The 15,555-nt window shown below is 62.2% G+C and carries 16 protein-coding genes; 7 read left to right on the top strand and 9 right to left on the bottom strand.

The window, feature by feature from the left end; genetic code table 11:
- Complete coding sequence (locus E3O48_RS16885) at window positions 1–1,278, top strand: polysaccharide pyruvyl transferase family protein (RefSeq protein ID WP_241982600.1); 1,278 nt, start codon at window positions 1–3, stop codon at window positions 1,276–1,278.
- Here E3O48_RS16885 and E3O48_RS16880 read toward each other — a convergent pair.
- The 3 genes from E3O48_RS16880 to E3O48_RS16870 are packed head-to-tail and all read right to left on the bottom strand — an operon-like array spanning window position 1,243 to window position 4,160.
- Window positions 1,243–2,220, bottom strand: coding sequence for a glycosyltransferase family 2 protein (locus E3O48_RS16880; protein ID WP_134540811.1), 978 nt, complete (start codon window positions 2,218–2,220; stop codon window positions 1,243–1,245). The genes E3O48_RS16885 and E3O48_RS16880 overlap by 36 nt on opposite strands.
- On the bottom strand, window positions 2,213–3,142 hold the full coding sequence (locus E3O48_RS16875; protein WP_134540808.1) for an NAD-dependent epimerase/dehydratase family protein: 930 nt from the start codon (window positions 3,140–3,142) through the stop codon (window positions 2,213–2,215). Before E3O48_RS16875 ends, E3O48_RS16880 begins: the two co-directional genes overlap by 8 nt.
- Complete coding sequence (locus E3O48_RS16870; RefSeq protein WP_134540805.1) at window positions 3,135–4,160, bottom strand: glycosyltransferase family 1 protein; 1,026 nt, start codon at window positions 4,158–4,160, stop codon at window positions 3,135–3,137. Before E3O48_RS16870 ends, E3O48_RS16875 begins: the two co-directional genes overlap by 8 nt.
- A gap of 414 nt (window positions 4,161–4,574) precedes the next feature.
- Between E3O48_RS16870 and E3O48_RS16865 the strand changes: the two genes are divergently transcribed.
- Window positions 4,575–5,432 carry a glycosyltransferase family 2 protein gene (locus E3O48_RS16865; protein WP_134540802.1) on the top strand — a complete coding sequence of 286 codons (858 nt, stop codon included), beginning with the start codon at window positions 4,575–4,577 and terminating at the stop codon, window positions 5,430–5,432.
- Window positions 5,433–5,466: 34 nt separating this feature from the next.
- Here E3O48_RS16865 and rfbA read toward each other — a convergent pair whose 3' ends face one another.
- Genes rfbA through E3O48_RS16850 form a run of 3 tightly spaced genes read right to left on the bottom strand, consistent with a single transcriptional unit; the run spans window position 5,467 to window position 7,957 of the window.
- Window positions 5,467–6,336: a glucose-1-phosphate thymidylyltransferase RfbA gene (rfbA, locus tag E3O48_RS16860; RefSeq protein WP_134540799.1), complete on the bottom strand. Its 870-nt coding sequence runs from the start codon at window positions 6,334–6,336 to the stop codon at window positions 5,467–5,469.
- A gap of 2 nt (window positions 6,337–6,338) precedes the next feature.
- Window positions 6,339–6,947, bottom strand: coding sequence for a dTDP-4-dehydrorhamnose 3,5-epimerase family protein (locus tag E3O48_RS16855; protein ID WP_134540796.1), 609 nt, complete (start codon window positions 6,945–6,947; stop codon window positions 6,339–6,341).
- Between the two features lie 50 nt (window positions 6,948–6,997).
- On the bottom strand, window positions 6,998–7,957 hold the full coding sequence (locus E3O48_RS16850; RefSeq protein ID WP_166788739.1) for a class I SAM-dependent methyltransferase: 960 nt from the start codon (window positions 7,955–7,957) through the stop codon (window positions 6,998–7,000).
- Window positions 7,958–8,140: 183 nt separating this feature from the next.
- Here E3O48_RS16850 and rfbB point away from each other — a divergent pair, with 183 nt between their 5' ends.
- From rfbB to E3O48_RS16825, 5 genes are read left to right on the top strand one after another with little or no spacing between them, the layout of a single operon-like run.
- Window positions 8,141–9,127, top strand: a complete 987-nt coding sequence (rfbB, locus tag E3O48_RS16845; RefSeq protein ID WP_134540791.1) for a dTDP-glucose 4,6-dehydratase — start codon at window positions 8,141–8,143, stop codon at window positions 9,125–9,127.
- A 43-nt stretch (window positions 9,128–9,170) separates the two neighbouring features.
- Window positions 9,171–9,422 carry a type II toxin-antitoxin system Phd/YefM family antitoxin gene (locus E3O48_RS16840; protein ID WP_134510380.1) on the top strand — a complete coding sequence of 84 codons (252 nt, stop codon included), beginning with the start codon at window positions 9,171–9,173 and terminating at the stop codon, window positions 9,420–9,422.
- Window positions 9,419–9,820 carry a type II toxin-antitoxin system VapC family toxin gene (locus E3O48_RS16835; RefSeq protein WP_134540789.1) on the top strand — a complete coding sequence of 134 codons (402 nt, stop codon included), beginning with the start codon at window positions 9,419–9,421 and terminating at the stop codon, window positions 9,818–9,820. The genes E3O48_RS16840 and E3O48_RS16835 overlap by 4 nt, the downstream gene beginning before the upstream one ends.
- Before the next feature lie 22 nt (window positions 9,821–9,842).
- The gene (rfbD, locus tag E3O48_RS16830; RefSeq protein ID WP_134540786.1) at window positions 9,843–10,694 is read left to right on the top strand and encodes a dTDP-4-dehydrorhamnose reductase; all 852 of its coding nucleotides are present in this window, start codon (window positions 9,843–9,845) and stop codon (window positions 10,692–10,694) included.
- Entirely contained in the window at window positions 10,691–11,836 is a 1,146-nt protein-coding gene (locus E3O48_RS16825; protein ID WP_134510377.1) for a glycosyltransferase family 1 protein, read from the top strand. Before rfbD ends, E3O48_RS16825 begins: the two co-directional genes overlap by 4 nt.
- A 91-nt stretch (window positions 11,837–11,927) precedes the next feature.
- Here the strand turns inward: E3O48_RS16825 and E3O48_RS16820 are convergent, their stop codons facing one another.
- The 3 genes from E3O48_RS16820 to rffA are packed head-to-tail and all read right to left on the bottom strand — an operon-like array spanning window position 11,928 to window position 15,433.
- On the bottom strand, window positions 11,928–12,950 hold the full coding sequence (locus E3O48_RS16820) for a glycosyltransferase family 2 protein (protein ID WP_134540783.1): 1,023 nt from the start codon (window positions 12,948–12,950) through the stop codon (window positions 11,928–11,930).
- On the bottom strand, window positions 12,940–14,271 hold the full coding sequence (locus tag E3O48_RS16815) for a glycosyltransferase family 1 protein (protein ID WP_134540780.1): 1,332 nt from the start codon (window positions 14,269–14,271) through the stop codon (window positions 12,940–12,942). Before E3O48_RS16815 ends, E3O48_RS16820 begins: the two co-directional genes overlap by 11 nt.
- Window positions 14,231–15,433, bottom strand: a complete 1,203-nt coding sequence (rffA, locus tag E3O48_RS16810; protein WP_206751288.1) for a dTDP-4-amino-4,6-dideoxygalactose transaminase — start codon at window positions 15,431–15,433, stop codon at window positions 14,231–14,233. The genes E3O48_RS16815 and rffA overlap by 41 nt, the downstream gene beginning before the upstream one ends.
- Between the last annotated feature and the right edge of the window lie 122 nt (window positions 15,434–15,555).

The following is a 15,555-nucleotide window of genomic DNA, read 5'->3' as shown; positions in this document are numbered from 1 at the left end:
ATGCCCGTTGGCAATCTCCTCTACGACTCCATCAGTCGAAATACCGGGGACATCGCCATGGGGATAGCGGCAAGTCAGCTCCTCGGTGAGCACGGCATCTCCACCTCAATTGTCGATCCGCTGTGTGCACGCATGCCTCAGCAGATGATCATCGGCGGCGGGGAACTCATCCGGCCGACCGGAGATTCTCTGTACGACGTATTCAGACGACCCGGAGCACACATGCTCAATTCCGCCGGGGTGTGGGACACGGCAGATGATTTGGACTATCTGAAGGGGTACGCTCACGTGTCGGCCCGGTCCTCACGCGAAGTTGATGTGCTGCGCAAGTGGGTGCCCGAAGCGGAATTGGTTCCGTGCGCGACCACGATGCTGCACAGCGATCACTACGAGATTCCAGGTACTGAACCCGGTGAGCTGCTGGTGGGCATCCACATGGTCCCGCACGCCCTGCGCATGATCGAGGACCTCATTCCGCTTGTGAATGCCATCCCGCACAAGAAGGTGTTCATTCCGTTCACGCATTACAACGGTGATGCCTCGTTTATGCGTCATCTTCCATTTGACAAGTCCAATTCGGTTTTCCTCGATACGCTCACTCCGCTGGAATTGCACTCAGCCATCGGCCAGATGAGCCACGTTCTTGTTTCTTCACTCCATGCCTCGATTTTCGCGTACAGCCAGAACGTGCCGTTCGCTTCAGTGTTCCAGCAGAAGACGCACAATTACTTCGATGATCGGGGACTGCGCGCGCACATAGTCACCAACCGGGATCAGCTTCAGAATATGATTCACCGTTTGGACGCTGAGACGTTCGACTTCACCGCATCCGTCGAGAATGACACCGCTGTCATCACACGAACCTTTGCGATATACGCGAACATCCTCCAGGGGACCCAAGCTCCATCGGAGACTGTGCCCCTTGCAGAACTCGAAGATCTCGACAGAAGTCGAGTTCGCGGCGAGATACTGCTCAATCAGGCTGAACAGATTATTGAAGACCGTGACGTCACGCTCGCAGGAATTGAAGCAGCCCGGCTCGCGCAGGCCGCCCACACTCTTCAGATCGTCGCGGAGCGGGATCTTTCAGTCATCGCCCAAGCGAAGGCAAACCAATCCAACACTGCCCACGTTGCCGACCTTGAGCGCCGCCTGACAGACACTGAAACCGCCTTGACGAGGATCACCCATTCTTGGTGGTGGCGCCTTGCGCGCACCATGGCCGCACCAATCCGACGAGTACTACGCAGCCTTACGGCTGTGTTCCAACGAACCTGACCGCACGGCTTCCTCATCGGCCACATCTACGAGCGTCGACGCTCGATAGCTGCTCCACTTCTGGATTTGATAGACCGGATTGATGAAGAGCCAGTACAGCTTTCGCTTCCACCCATAGTCACCATCCCGCAGTATTCTCAGAGTGTCCCCGACGATGCCGCGGACAATCAATCGTGATCGATTTCCGCGTGTTAGTACTGGAATGTCGAATCCGATTTGCCGGAGTCCCACTGTCTCGTCGAAGATTCGCCGCCGGTATTCGGCGAGAGTGAGATCGTTGGAGTGTTCCACTGCCGCCCGCCCCGAATACGCTTTGCGATATCCGGCCTCGATCAGATCCTTGCCAAAGAGCTGATCCTCTGCATACCGAACGTCGCGATACGGCATGGTGTGGACCAGGAAGTCACGGCGTGCCGCAGAATTGACGTCCGAGTAGAAACTCACCGCGTTAAGCACCCCTTCGCTCTGAACGAAGTCGTCCTTGTAGAAGATCGACGTGCCGAAATCGGGGCCGAATCCGGCAAAAACTCCCTGAATCTCGTACTTGAGCAGCGGAAAACAACCGGCGCGCGGTATCTGCTTGCCCATGACGGCGACAATCCGCGAATCAAAAGCGAAGGGCGCCAACAGCTCTCTGAGCCACTGTGCCGAAGCGGGAATGGCGTCGTGGGTGAGGAATGCGATGAACTGCCCGTTTGCCAGCTGCGCCGCGAGGTTTCGCGTCTTGCCATGGCCGAATTCCGAATTCGGGATCTCGTGCAGACGAACCGTCGGGAACTTGCGAACTACGTCGAGCGTCGCATCCGTTGAGCCTGAATCGATCACGAGCACCTCGACGTCACCGTCGATTTGCTGAGTCGTAACCTGTTGGAGGATGCGCTCCAGGTACACCTCACCGTTGTAGGTCAGGATTGCGACCGTCACGAGTGGTTGATCAGTCATGTGTCTGACCTCTTATTTCTTCGAATGTGAATCTGACGCCTTCGTCGAGAGCGGTGAGGCGTGACGCGCCGAACTCTGACCGATAGCGGTCTGTGTTCAGGACGACCCGATCGACGAAGGTCGGTGGGATCGGAAGTTCCGTGACTTCAAAATCGACTCGCGTCACTCGGCGCAAAGAGTCGATGATCTCGTTGACCGAGTGCCCGACCCCACTGCCGATGTTGTACAGATCAAACTCGGTTTCGACCCCGACCATCGGGGTGAGCATCTGCACGAGATCCTCCACGAAGACATAGTCGCGCACCATTGAGCCATCCCCCATGCGGACTACAGGGCGACCCAGCACGATTTGTCGAAGCGCAATTGGGATCAGGCCCTGCTTCTTGTTCGCCTTCTGGCGAGTCCCGTAGGGATTGGAGATCCTCAACGACGTGGATTTCAGGCCATGTTTGATCCTGAAATAGTGCAGATAGTGCTCGATCGATAGCTTCCCGATTCCGTATGGCGAGATCGGCAAGGCGCGATCGGTTTCGGCGTAGTCCGCCTTGCCCTGCGGCCCATAGATTGCGCCTCCGGTCGACGCGTAATAGAAACGCTTGACCCCTGCGTCCACGCACGACTCAAGCAGTTCGACCGTCTGGGCGATGTTCGTACGAATGTCGAGTGTCGGGTCGCTTTCTGCCGTCGCCGGCGTTGTCGTCGACAGAAAATGGAGGACATAGTCCTGGCCGCGAACCGCGGAGTCGAGGTCGGACCTACTCAAAAATTCACCCGGCAGCACAATCACGTCCTTCGCCGTGAACACCGGGTCCGACGCGCTGAATCGATCAAAGGCAGTGACGTCGTGACCGGCGTGCGAAAGGGCATCGACCAGGTGCGAGCCGATGAACCCGTTCCCACCGATCACTAGAGTCTTAGCCACGCATGACCCTCTCGAAGGCCGTCATGAACTGGATGCCGGAATCGGCCCAGTCATTCTGAGCAACCGATTCGGACATCGCGATCGACCGAGCCACCGCGTCCGGGTGATCGAAGACCTCGGCCATCTTCCGTGCGATCGCCAGCGGCGATGCCGGGACGTATTCGATGAACGGGTTCTCCGACACCATCCTGTTGTTGGGACCGTCGTTGACGATGGGTGTGACTCCGCTGGACAGCAACTCCAGTGGGAGCAAAGACATGTTCGACAGGGACATCACCAGTCCGGCTGCGCAGCGGTTGTAGACGGAATTGAGTTCAGAGATATCGAGACTCGAAAGGTTGGTATACGCGAACGGTATCTCCCAGTTCGACACATCCCAGCCGGCGAGATTGATTCGTACATCTGGTTTCAGTCGAGCGAACTCAGCCAGCGCGAGCAACCCGAACTCGAAGGCCCGCCGGGGCGTGACCGGTCGCGCGTAGAAGAAGACTTCTGACCGACGACTCAGGTTCGTCACGCTGTAGTGCGTCTTGTCTACGGCGAAATCGAAGTGATCCGTGACCATTCCGAAGTCCGTCGAGAGCTTGTGCGCGAGCCAGCCCCCCGCCGTGATGCCATGGAAGCCGAAATGGTAGGTGTTCTCGGCTAACAGGGATTCGGTGCCGAGCGGGTAGAAGCTCGCTTCATAGTCTTGAACGAAATAGAAGCGTCGCGCATTCGAGGTGTCGAGGTATGCCGGATACGCGGTCTCCCAGCCGGTCGCGAAGATGGCCTGGGTTTCGGGCTTGACCCCCGCAGTCCGATCGTACATTTCGATGCTCGCTGACACTTCGGGGTAGGCAGCAGCGGACCGCAGCATCGCCCTGATATCCGGAATGCTCACGGGATGGTTATTGGTCGTATAAAGGTAAACCGCGCACCGATGCCCGGCCTTCTCCGCCAGATCAATGAATCGGAAAAGGTTCTGGTGGCCACCGCTTTCCAACCCAGGTGGCGACATGATCCACGCAATCTCCACGGGTCCGTCTTGAACGGAGATGGGATCGCTCTGCCAATCGGCTGGCTGTGTCCAATCCACCCTCGACGCATCGTCATTATTCACGAGAATCACAGGCTTGTACCTGCTGAGACGTTGACTGGCCTTGGCGAGGCTTCGAGCAGCGAATGACCGCGGCCCCTCCGCCTGGAGCACCCGCACTGGGCGAAGTACGACGTGCGTTGCCCTGCTGGCAAAGACTCGTGGTCCGTGCTCGCGAAGGATGCGAATACTTCTGCCGAACACGTTCAAAAAGAGTCTCCTAGCTCACAGTCACGAATCGCCGTTGTGCAAATCCCGGGCGACACATCAACACTATCAAGTGACGATTGCTGGTTGTGGGGTGTGGACGCGCGCTGCGGCCAACACAAGGGGCCACGAGTATGATTGGCATTCATGTCCAAACCTCCTCTTGACGCCACAGCGGTGGTTACCGTTAGCTACAACTCCAGTTCCCAGTTAATGAGCTTTCTTGAGTCGGTGCGGCGGAGTGAAACAGGGGACTTAACTGTGGTCGTCGCCGACAACCGTTCGGCAGACCTGGATTCCACGACGGAAATCACCCGGTTGCACGGCGCCCGACTACTCGCGCTGCCTGAAAATCGCGGCTACGGCGGAGCTATCAATGCGGCAGTGGAATCACTGCCGGCAAGGTTCGAATACGTCCTGATCTCGAATCCCGATGTCGAGCTCATGCCAGGCGCCATCAGCACGATGCTTGCCGAACTCGAAGGAGATGCCCACGTCGGCGCCGTGGGGCCACGCGTTCTCAATTCGGATGGCTCGACCTACCCTTCAGGTCGCCAACTACCTTCGCTGCGCACAGGCATTGGCCACGCCCTTTTCGCGCGTGTGTGGCCGAAGAACCCTTGGAGCCGGGCCTATCGCGGCGACGGCGAGGGCGGCGACACCCGCCGCGCTGTCGGTTGGCTGTCCGGCTCGTGCCTCCTGGTCCGGCGAAGCGCATTCGAAGAACTCAACGGATTCGACGAAGGTTTCTTCATGTACTTCGAGGACGTCGATCTGGGTTTCCGCATGGGTAAGGCCGGCTGGTCCAGCGTGTACACGCCCGCGGCCTCCGTGGTACACACGGGCGCCCATTCGACGAGCGCAGACTCCGGAAAGATGGTGCGAGTTCACCATGAAAGCGCGTATCGCTACCTGGAGAAGAAGTACTCGGGACCACTCCTGGCGCCCGTGCGCGGCGTCCTCAAGATCGGGCTGAGCGCCCGGGCCCACCTATTCACTCGCTAGGACAACCCGAGGGCGGGTCCGTCCGGGGTCCAGGTCAGTCTTCGACCGATATGAGCCCGGCGAGATAGCGCCCGTAGCCGCTCTTGATCAACGGGGCGGCAAGCACCGCAAGCTGGGCGTCAGTGATCCACCCGGCGCGCCAGGCGATTTCCTCGATGCAGCCGACTTTGAAGCCTTGGCGGTCTTCGATCACGCGAACGTACTCGGACGCCTGCATCATCGATTCGAATGTTCCGGTGTCGAGCCATGCTGTTCCCCGGTCGAGAACCTGCACATGCAGTTTGCCCTGCGCGAGATAGCGCTCGTTGACGGTGCTGATCTCGAGCTCCCCGCGGGCGCTCGGTTCGATGGTCTTGGCGACGGCGACCACGGAGTTGTCGTAGAAATACAGACCCGGGACCGCGTAGTTGCTCTTCGGCTTGGCCGGCTTCTCCTCGATCGAGACCGCTGTCATCGTGTCGTCGAACTCGACCACGCCATAAGACGTGGGATTGCTCACGTGGTACGCAAAGATCCTGGCACCCACGATTTCGGCATTGCCTCGCAGCGCCGAACCGAGGCCGGCACCGTGGAAGATATTGTCGCCAAGCACGAGCGCAACGCTTTCATCGCCGATGAACTCCTCACCGATGATGAACGCCTGAGCCAGACCGTCCGGCGACGGCTGGACCGCATACTCGATGCGAATCCCCAGGTCGGCGCCATCGCCGAGGAGAGCCCGGAACTGATCGTTGTACTCAGGCGTCGTGATGATCAGGATTTCCTTGATGTCCGCCATCATCAGCGTCGCCAGGGGGTAGTAGATCATCGGCTTGTCATAGATAGGCATGAGCTGCTTGGAGATGCCCTTGGTGATCGGCCAGAGGCGCGTGCCTGAACCGCCGGCGAGGATGATTCCGCGCATAGTTACTTTCCCTCGTTCAGGGAGTCGTAGAACGCACGTGCGGCGTCCCAGGTGGGCAGGAGGCCGCTCGCCGCAGCCTCAGCCAGGCCCGGGGCGTCCGTGTCTTTCGGCGACAGCAGCAACTCGCCCGCTTCGGGCGGGAAGACCAGACCGATCTGGGCGTCGAGCGGGTTGATCCCATGTTCGCGGCCCGGATTGAACGGCGCCGTGACGAGGTAGCTGACCGTGGCGTTGTCTGTGAGGGCTACGAAACAGTGGCCGAGGCCCTCGGCGACGTAAATGGCGCGGCGGTCGGTGTCGTCGAGCAAAACGCTGTCCCACTGACCGAACGTCGGCGAGCCCACGCGAATGTCGATGACGAAATCGAGCACCGCACCGTGGGTCGCGGTGACGTACTTCGCCTGGCTCGGCGGGATGTCGGCGAAGTGGATGCCGCGCACCGAGCCGCGCGTCGACACCGATGTGTTCGCCTGGGCAATGTCGAGCGGGTGCCCGATCGCCTCTTCGAGCCGGTCGAACCGGTACCACTCGAGGAAGACCCCCCGGTCGTCGCCGAACTTCTTCGGAGTGATCTCATAGGAATCGGGGATGGAGAGTTCGCGAATCTGCACGTTCGGCAGTCTACCAACCGGCCTCCAGCCGAGTCGCAAGCTTAAGCTGATCAGCGGCGGTGGGGTCGAACCACATCGCTCAGCAGCCGAAATGGACGGGTTACCTTCCAGCTCGTGCTCTCGTGAAGCTGGTCAATCTGCCCCAACAACCCGACCCGTTCGCTCTCCAATCGAGCGATCATTCGGTCCTTGTCCTCAAATCGCTGCCCGACGCTCTGAAGCTCCCGTTGCAAAGCGGGAACGGCTAGTGCGAGAACGCGCTCGCCATGCAACTCGTCAACAATCCTGCCGCGGTTCAGATAGAACTCTTTGATCTGATCTCCGCTTTCGACGCCAGCGCCGAGGAAGGCGCGGAGGCGAGGGGGAATACTGGCGCCGACTGCCAACACGCCAAGCCCGTGACCGTGATCGAACGCGAACGACGGGTATTGCCGGGCGATTTCCTCCCAGAACTGCCACACTCCGAAACCCTCCTGGTGTTCTGCGATGTCGTGGAAGATCACGACCCCGCGATCAGAGAGTTTCGGGCGCCACGCCTCGAAATCGTGGCGCACGTCATCGTAGCCATGTCGTCCGTCGATGTGGAGGAGGTCAATGGACCCATCGGCAATCGAATCGAGGCTGTCGTCGAAATAACCGCGCAGCAGGGTCGAGAAGGCGGAGTAGTCCGTTTCATTGATCGTGCTCACGCTCTCATAGACATCAGCACCGTAGAATCCGGCCTGTTCGTCGCCCTCCCAGGTGTCAAGCGCGAAGGTCCGCGTGGGCAAGCCCAATCGAGCGACCGATTCACAGAAGACAAAGTAAGAGAAACCGTTGTGAGTGCCGAGTTCGGCAATGACTTTCGGCCGGATCGCGTCCACCAGCCAAAACGCGAAGGGGGCGTGTTCCAACCAAGCGGAATCGACCAAGTGCCGCGGAATCCAATACGAGGTATCGCCGATCCAGGAATCGGAAGGTCGCACGGTTCCCTCATCCAGGAAATCGGAACCGAGTGGGACTTCGTTCACGTGTAAGGCCTCCTGCGCCGCTGCTCGGAAAGCCAATACTTTCCAAGTAGAAGCCATCATTCCACCCCTCTTTGATCTCGGGAAGACGTAGAGAGCCAAGGGAACCGGCACGCTCGGCCACCTGCCAACCGGGTTCCGATAGAATCGCGGAGGCCCTCACACCAACGGAACGGTTACCTCCATATGAAGATCCTCGTCACCGGCGGCGCCGGTTTCATCGGCTCGAACTTCGTTCGCCGCACCCTCGAAGACGCCTACCCCGGTCTGGAAGGTGCCGAAGTCGTCGTTCTCGACGCGCTCACCTACTCGGGAAATCTCGAAAACCTCGCTCCCATTGCCGAGAGCCCCCGCTACTCGTTCGTGCACGGCGACATCCGCGACGCCGCCCTGCTCGACACGCTCTTCCCGTCGCTCGACGCCGTCGTGCACTTCGCCGCGGAGTCCCACGTGGACCGCTCGGTGCGCGACGCCTCGATTTTCGTCGAGACGAACGTGCTCGGCACCCAGCAGCTGCTCGACGCGGCCCTGCGCCACGACCTGCAGCGTTTCGTGCACGTCTCGACCGACGAGGTCTACGGCAGCATCGCCGAGGGCTCCTGGAACGAGGAGCGCGCGCTCGAGCCCAACTCGCCCTACTCGGCGTCGAAGGCCGGCAGCGACCTGCTCGCCCGCAGCTACCACCGCACCCACGGCCTGAACATCTCGATCACCCGCTGCTCGAACAACTACGGGCCCTACCACTTCCCCGAAAAGGTCATCCCGCTGTTCGTCACGAACCTGATCGACGACAAGCACGTTCCCCTCTACGGCGAGGGCAACAACATCCGTGATTGGCTGCACGTGGACGACCACACCCGCGCCATCGCCATGGTGCTCGTCGGCGGCCGCGCCGGCGAGATCTACAACATCGGCGGCGGCACCGAGCTGACCAACAAGGAGCTCACCCAGCTGCTGCTCGACTCGACCGGCAAGGATTGGTCTTACGTCGACCGGGTCGCCGACCGGCTCGGCCACGACCTGCGCTACTCGGTCGACATCGGAAAGATCCAGGCCGAACTCGGCTATGCCCCACTGGTTCCCTTCGAGCAGGGCCTGGCGGATGTCGTGCAGTGGTACCGCGAGAACCGCGCCTGGTGGGAGCCGCTCAAGGCCCGTGCGGAGCTGGGCTAGGCCTCAACGCCTACGGCGTGCTACAAGCGGCTACACTGGTTTCATGAGTCTTGTTCCGGTTCGAGATCTTCGCAATCACACTGCGGAGATCATTGAACGCGCCCGAAACGGTGAAGAGGTGACGATCACGGTGAACGGCGTGCCCGCGGCGACTCTGGTTCCGGTGCGCCCACCCACACGGCTGTTCCTCACGAAGCAGGAATTCCTGGCGCTGAGACCCGGGAAACCGGTCACTGAGGCACACCCGCATGACCTCTGGGACGACACGACCGACGATCTCGGCCCCATCCAGTGACCCCCAGTCGCGGACTCCTCGACACAAGCGTGTTCATTGCCCAGGAACAGGGCCGTCAACTCGATGTTTCAGCACTCCCAGACCAGCAGTTCGTCTCCGCGATCACCCACGGTGAGCTCTATGCCGGCGTGCACGCCGCGACATCGCTGCACACGCGTGCCGTGCGTCTGGCCACCATCGAGTCCCTGTCGGGCCTCGCGACACTACCCGCCGACACCGCCGCTGCTGCCCACTGGGGCCGCCTGCGTCAGGCGGTGAGCGAGTCCGGGCGCAAGGTGAATGTCAATGACCTCTGGATCGCCGCCATTGCTCTCGCTCACTCGCTGCCCGTCGTCACCCAAGACACGGACTTCGCTGTTCTGGCAGACTTGGGCGGTCCGGAAATCATCACCGTCTAGCAGTTATCGTTTAGGGGAGCACATGAAGTATCTGATCACCGGCGCCGCCGGGATGCTCGGCCGCGACCTGCAGGTCGCGCTGGCCGGCCGCGACGTGACCGCGTTCGGTCGTGCCGATCTGGACATCACCGACCTGAGCGCCGTGCTCGAAGCCGTCGATGGCTACGACGCGATCATCAACGCGGCCGCGTACACGAAGGTCGACGACGCCGAGACCAACGAGGACGCCGCCTACGCGATCAACGCGACCGGCCCGCACAACCTGGCGCTGGCTGCCGTCGCAACCGGTGCCCGGCTGGTGCAGATCTCCACTGACTATGTGTTCGACGGGAATGCGACCACGCCCTATGGCGAGGACACCCCGATCGACCCGATCTCGGCCTACGGTCGCACCAAGGCGGCCGGGGAGGCGTTCGTGCTCTCCACGCACCCGACCGGGAGCTACCTCGTGCGCACCGCGTGGCTCTACGGAGAGCACGGACCGAACTTCCCGAAGACCATGCTGAAGCTCGCCGCGGCGCGGGACACGCTCAGCGTCGTCGACGACCAGGTGGGCCAGCCCACCTGGACCGCCGACCTGGCCAAGCAGATCGTGGCGCTGCTCGACGCGAAGGCGCCCGCCGGTATCTACCACGGCACCAACTCGGGCGTGACCAGTTGGTTCGGTTTCGCCCAGGCGGTGTTCGCCGGCGCGGGCCTCGATCCGGCCCGAGTCACGCCCACCGACAGCTCGCAGTTCGTTCGTCCGGCACCGCGCCCGGCGTATTCCGTGCTCGGGCACGATGCCTGGCAGGCCGCCGGGCTCGCGCCGATGCGGGACTGGCGCGAGGCCCTCGCCGACGCCACGGCCCAGGGGATCTTCGAGGAGAAATGACCACACTGCGGGTAATCGTCGACCAGATGGTCGCACCAGTCCCCGGAGGGGTCGGGCGTTACACCGAGGAACTGACCCGGGCACTCATCGCCACCGCGCCGGCGAACTGCGAGGTTGAGGGCATCGTTTCTGCGAGCTCGGCCGAGCACTACGCCGAGCTCGAAGCTGCACTGCCCGGACTGGCGAGCCTGCACAAGACGACGCTCCCCCGGCGCGAACTCGCGGCAGCCTGGCAGTTGGGCCTCGCGGGTGGATCGGGAACCGGGATGATCCATGCGCCGGGACTGCTCGCTCCGTTGCGCAAGCACAGCATTGTCAACGACGGCACCCAGATCGCGGTGACCGTGCACGACGTTCTGGCGTGGACGCATCCGGACGCCCTGACCCCCACGACCGTCGCCTGGACCAAGGCCATGGTGAAACGCGCCCGCAAGCACGCAGACGCGGTCGTGGTGCCCAGCCACGCGGTCGCCACCCAGCTCGGCGAGATCGTCGACCTCGGCGATCGCATCCGGGTCATCGGCGGCGGCGTCGGCAGCGGTTTCCGCCTGCCGTCGAACTCGTCCGCTACAGAGGCGCTGGCCGCCGCGCTGGCGCTGCCGTCGGAGTACATCGTGACCGTGGGCACCCTGGAGCCCCGCAAGGGCGTCACTGCCCTGATCACGGCTCTGGGCCTGCCCGGCGCCCCCGACCTGCCGCTCATCGTCGTCGGGCCCGATTCGTGGGGCGAGCTGGACCTGTCGTCGGTCGCCGACGAGGCCGGCCTCGCGCCCGGCCGGGTGCGGTCGATGATCGGCCTCACCGACGAGCAGCTCGCCGTGGTCATCGCCCGGGCGTCAGTGCTCGTCTTCCCGAGCCTCGAGGAGGGCTTCGCCCTCCCGATCATCCAGGCCTTCCACCTGGGTACCCCGGTGATCCACTCCGACGCCCCCGCGCTAGTCGAGGCCGGCGGAGAGGCCGGGCTGGTTGTGGAGCGCGAGGATGCTCGCGGCTATCCCGAACGGCTCGGCGCCGCACTGAACCGAATCCTGGGCGATCAGGCCCTGGCGAGCCGGCTGAGCATCGTCGGCAGCGACCGAGCCCGGGCCTTCAGCTGGCGCGACGCCGCGGAGCGGGTCTGGCAGTTGCACGCCGACCTGTAGACCGGTGGGTTGAGTCTCGGGCGACCTGGATCACTGACAGGCTCGATCACCGGGCGCGATTGTCGGTGCGCTCGATCACCGAAGTGGTCGGTCACCGGGGCGGTGGTTGGCCCCGCCGCTCCCGCTCCAGCGAGCCCGCCTCAATAGCCTCACTGTCGTCGAGACCCGTGCGAATTGATCGGTAGTAGCTCTGCCATTTGACCAGGTGGAATGCGGGATTGACGATCAGCCAGTACAGCTTGCGGCCGACCCCGTAGTCGCCGTCACGGAGGATTCGTCCCGAATCCCGCAGGGTGCCATAGCCGGTGTAGAGCACCTGCTGCACCCGCCCTATCCTGGGCACGACCTGTCCCACCCGCCGCCGCGCGATCGTCTCGTCGAAGATCCGCTTTCCGTACTCGCGCAGACTCAGGTCGTTCGAGTGCTCAACACAGGCCTGCGGCGCGTAGACCTTGCGGTACCCGGCGTCGATGACATCGCGACCGAACGCCATGTCCTCCGAATAGGGCAAGTCCCGATACGGGATGACGTTCAGCAACAAGTCCCGTCTGGTCGCCGAGTTCACGTCCGAGTAGAACGACAACGCGTCCAGCTCTGCGGGGGTGCGTTGCCCCTCACCGCGGGCGAAGACGGTGGTGCCGCAGTCTGGACCGAACCGGGCAAAGACGCCCTGAATTTCATACTTGAGCAGGGGGAAGCAACGTGACCGGGGAACCTGCTTGCCCATCACGGCGACGGCGTCGAGACCTTGAGGGTCAAGCGGTGCCGTGATCTCCCGGAGCCAGTGCGCATTCGAGGGAACCGCATCCTGGGTCAGATAGGCGATGCTGCGACCGTGCGCAAGTCGTGCGCCGAGGTTTCTCGTAGTGCCGTGGCCGAATTCGGAGTTGGGGATCTCGTGCAGTCGAACACCGCCGTGGGCGCGCACGATGTCGAGAGTGCGGTCACTCGACCCGGAGTCAATGACGAGCACCTCGAATTCTCCGTCGAACACCTGCCCGTCGAGTGCGTTCAGAATGGTCTCGAGGTAGGTTTCGCCGTTCAGGGTCGGGATGACGATCGTCGCGTCAATGGTTGGAACACTGGTCGGGTCGCCGGGTGCGTCAGGAGGCATCCGCGACCCTATGCGGCGACGTGCGCATGACAGTGGCGAAATCCTCGGTGAATGTCGAGCCGGGGTCAGACCACTTCGTCTCTTCCACGGAGCGTGCGATGACCGCGGCGTGTGCGGACGCATCCGGTCGATCAAGAATCTGCACGATCCGCTCGGCAATGGCCCGCGGCGACATGGGCACATACTCGATGTGCGGGCTGTCGAAGAAGCCGTGCGTGTTCGGCGCATCGTTGACGACCGGAACGACGCCGCTCGACATGATCTCCATGGGGACCAGGGACATGTTCGTCAGCGACAGCGCCAGCCCGGCGGCGCAGCGGTTGTAGATGTCATTCAGTGCTGAGATGTCGACGGCGGAGTGGTTCACGTAGGGGAAGGGCACATCGAATCCCGACATGTCCCAACCGACGAGGTTGATCGTCACGTCCGGTCGGAGCAGGTGGAACTCGCGCAGGGCGAGAAGTCCAAATTCGGTGGCTCGGCGAGGTGTCGGCGGCCTCACGTAGAACAGGATCTCGTTGCGTGGCTGGGAATTCAGATGCCGGTAGCGGGTGGTGTCGACCGCATAGTCGTAGTAATCGCAAGACATTCCATAGTCGCTCCGCAGTTTCCGGGCCAGCCAACGACCGGCGGAAAACCCGTGGAATCCGAGCCGGTAGGTGTTCTCGGCAACGATATAGTCGCTTCCGGCCGCGAAGAAGGCGGGCTCAAAGTCCTGAACGAAGTAGAACCGCTTGGCGTTTCCCTCGTAACGGTAGACGGAGTATGCGTTCTCCCAATCGGAGGCGAAAAGCGCGTCGTACCCCGCATCGAAGCCCCGCTCCGGGTCGTAGAGCCGGAACGTGGCCTTGAGGTCAGGGTACGCGCTGGTTTCGCGCATCATTTCCAGAATGGCCTCGATGCTGACCACCGGGTACCTGCTCGGTGAATAGAGGTAGACAGTGAGCTGATGCCCGGCCTTCTCCAGGAAGTCCATGAATCGGAACGCATTCTGGTGTCCGCCGCTGGTGCGACCGGGTGGGGTGATGATCCAGGCAACCCGATACCCGCTGTCGCGACCCTCGATGGCTCCGCTATTGAAATCGCGTGCTGTCGTCCAGTCGACCGCGCTGACCTCATCCGGGTACACGGTGGCGAGTGGTTTGCGCGAAAACGGGTTGTACCGGGTGGACATCACCTTGGCGCTCCTCCAGACGGCCGATTTCAACCCCTCCGCCTTGATCGCTTCCAGAACCCGTTGTGCGCCGCTCATCGTTTCCCCCTGTTGTCCACAGCCACGTTCATGCCCAGCTCGCTGTCGAGCGTTCGTACGACGTGACACCGGCGATGACGCGTGACACCTCATCATCCGTCATGCCGGGCCACAGCGGCAGTCGCACCAGGCGTCGTGAAAAATCTTCGCTCTGTGTGAGTGGCCTGAGAACCCGGCCGAACCGCCGCCCGGCCGGGCTGGAATCCAAGGGCACGTAGTGAAATGTTGCCATGACGCCGAATCGTCTGAGGTGCGCGATCAGCAGAGCCTGCGATTCCCAGTCCGGCATCACCAGGAAGAAGAGGTGCGCAGCATGGATGCCCTGGGCCGGGTTCATCACGCGAACGCCGCTTTCACCTGCCCACTCCTGGAGTTCTGCGCTGTACCGAGTCCAGACGGCTAGGCGGCGCGCCTGGATCGACTCGAACTCGTCCAGCTGAGAATCGAGCACGGCAGCATTGAATTCGCTCATCAGGTAGCTCGAGCCCAGCGCCACCCAGCTGTACTTGTCGACCTCGCCGCGGAGGAACTGGGAGCGATTCGTGCCCTTCTCGCGGATGATTTCGGCTTTCTCGACGAGACTCGCATCGTTGATCAGCAGCGCGCCACCCTCACCACAGTGCACGTTCTTGGTGTCGTGAAAACTCTGAGTGGACAGCGAGCCGATCCCGCCGAGCATGCGCTCGCCGACCCGCACGGCCAGTCCGTGCGCATTGTCTTCGATGACTGGGATCCCGTGAAACGCGCCGATGGCGCTGATGGCGTCGAGGTCAACGGGAACACCGCCGTAGTGCATCACCGACAGCGCCTTGGTGTTCGGTCCGACCGCCTCAGCGACTTGCTGCGGGTCGACGTTGCCGGTTTCAGGGTCGATGTCGACGAACACGATGCGAGCACCGGTCATCGCGATGGCATTGGCGGCAGACGGAAAGGTGAAACTCGGCAGAATGACCTCGTCGCCCGGCCCGATTCCGAGCAACTGGCTGGCCATCTCCAACGCGTGAGTGCACGACGTGGTCAGGAGGGCATGGCCGACACCCGTCAGCGACCGCAGCCGCCGGGTGGCCGATCGGGTGAACACCCCGTCGCCGTGGGCATGATCCGAGTTGAGGACGCGTTCCAGGTTGGACAGTTCCCTGGCAGTTTTCATCGGCCGCGAAAAGGGGATGACCTCAGCTTGATGCCCGAGACGCTGCTGCACCGTCGTCAGGTGCGCGGATTTCTGCTGCACAATGATGCGCCTCGCCCCCCGGTAAGCATCCAGCTCTGTCGTAGAGCGTGCTCACAGTGTAGAGGTTCGAGGTTGAGTAACAGGGTGTTTCACCGGGCGATTCGCTGGCCGCGTGCTGGTCG

It is taken from the genome of Cryobacterium sp. HLT2-28, from assembly GCF_004402495.1.
GTDB classification, from domain to species: domain Bacteria; phylum Actinomycetota; class Actinomycetes; order Actinomycetales; family Microbacteriaceae; genus Cryobacterium; species Cryobacterium mannosilyticum.
Note: the sequence above shows the minus strand (reverse complement) of the source record. Positions and strands in the feature narration are given on the sequence as shown.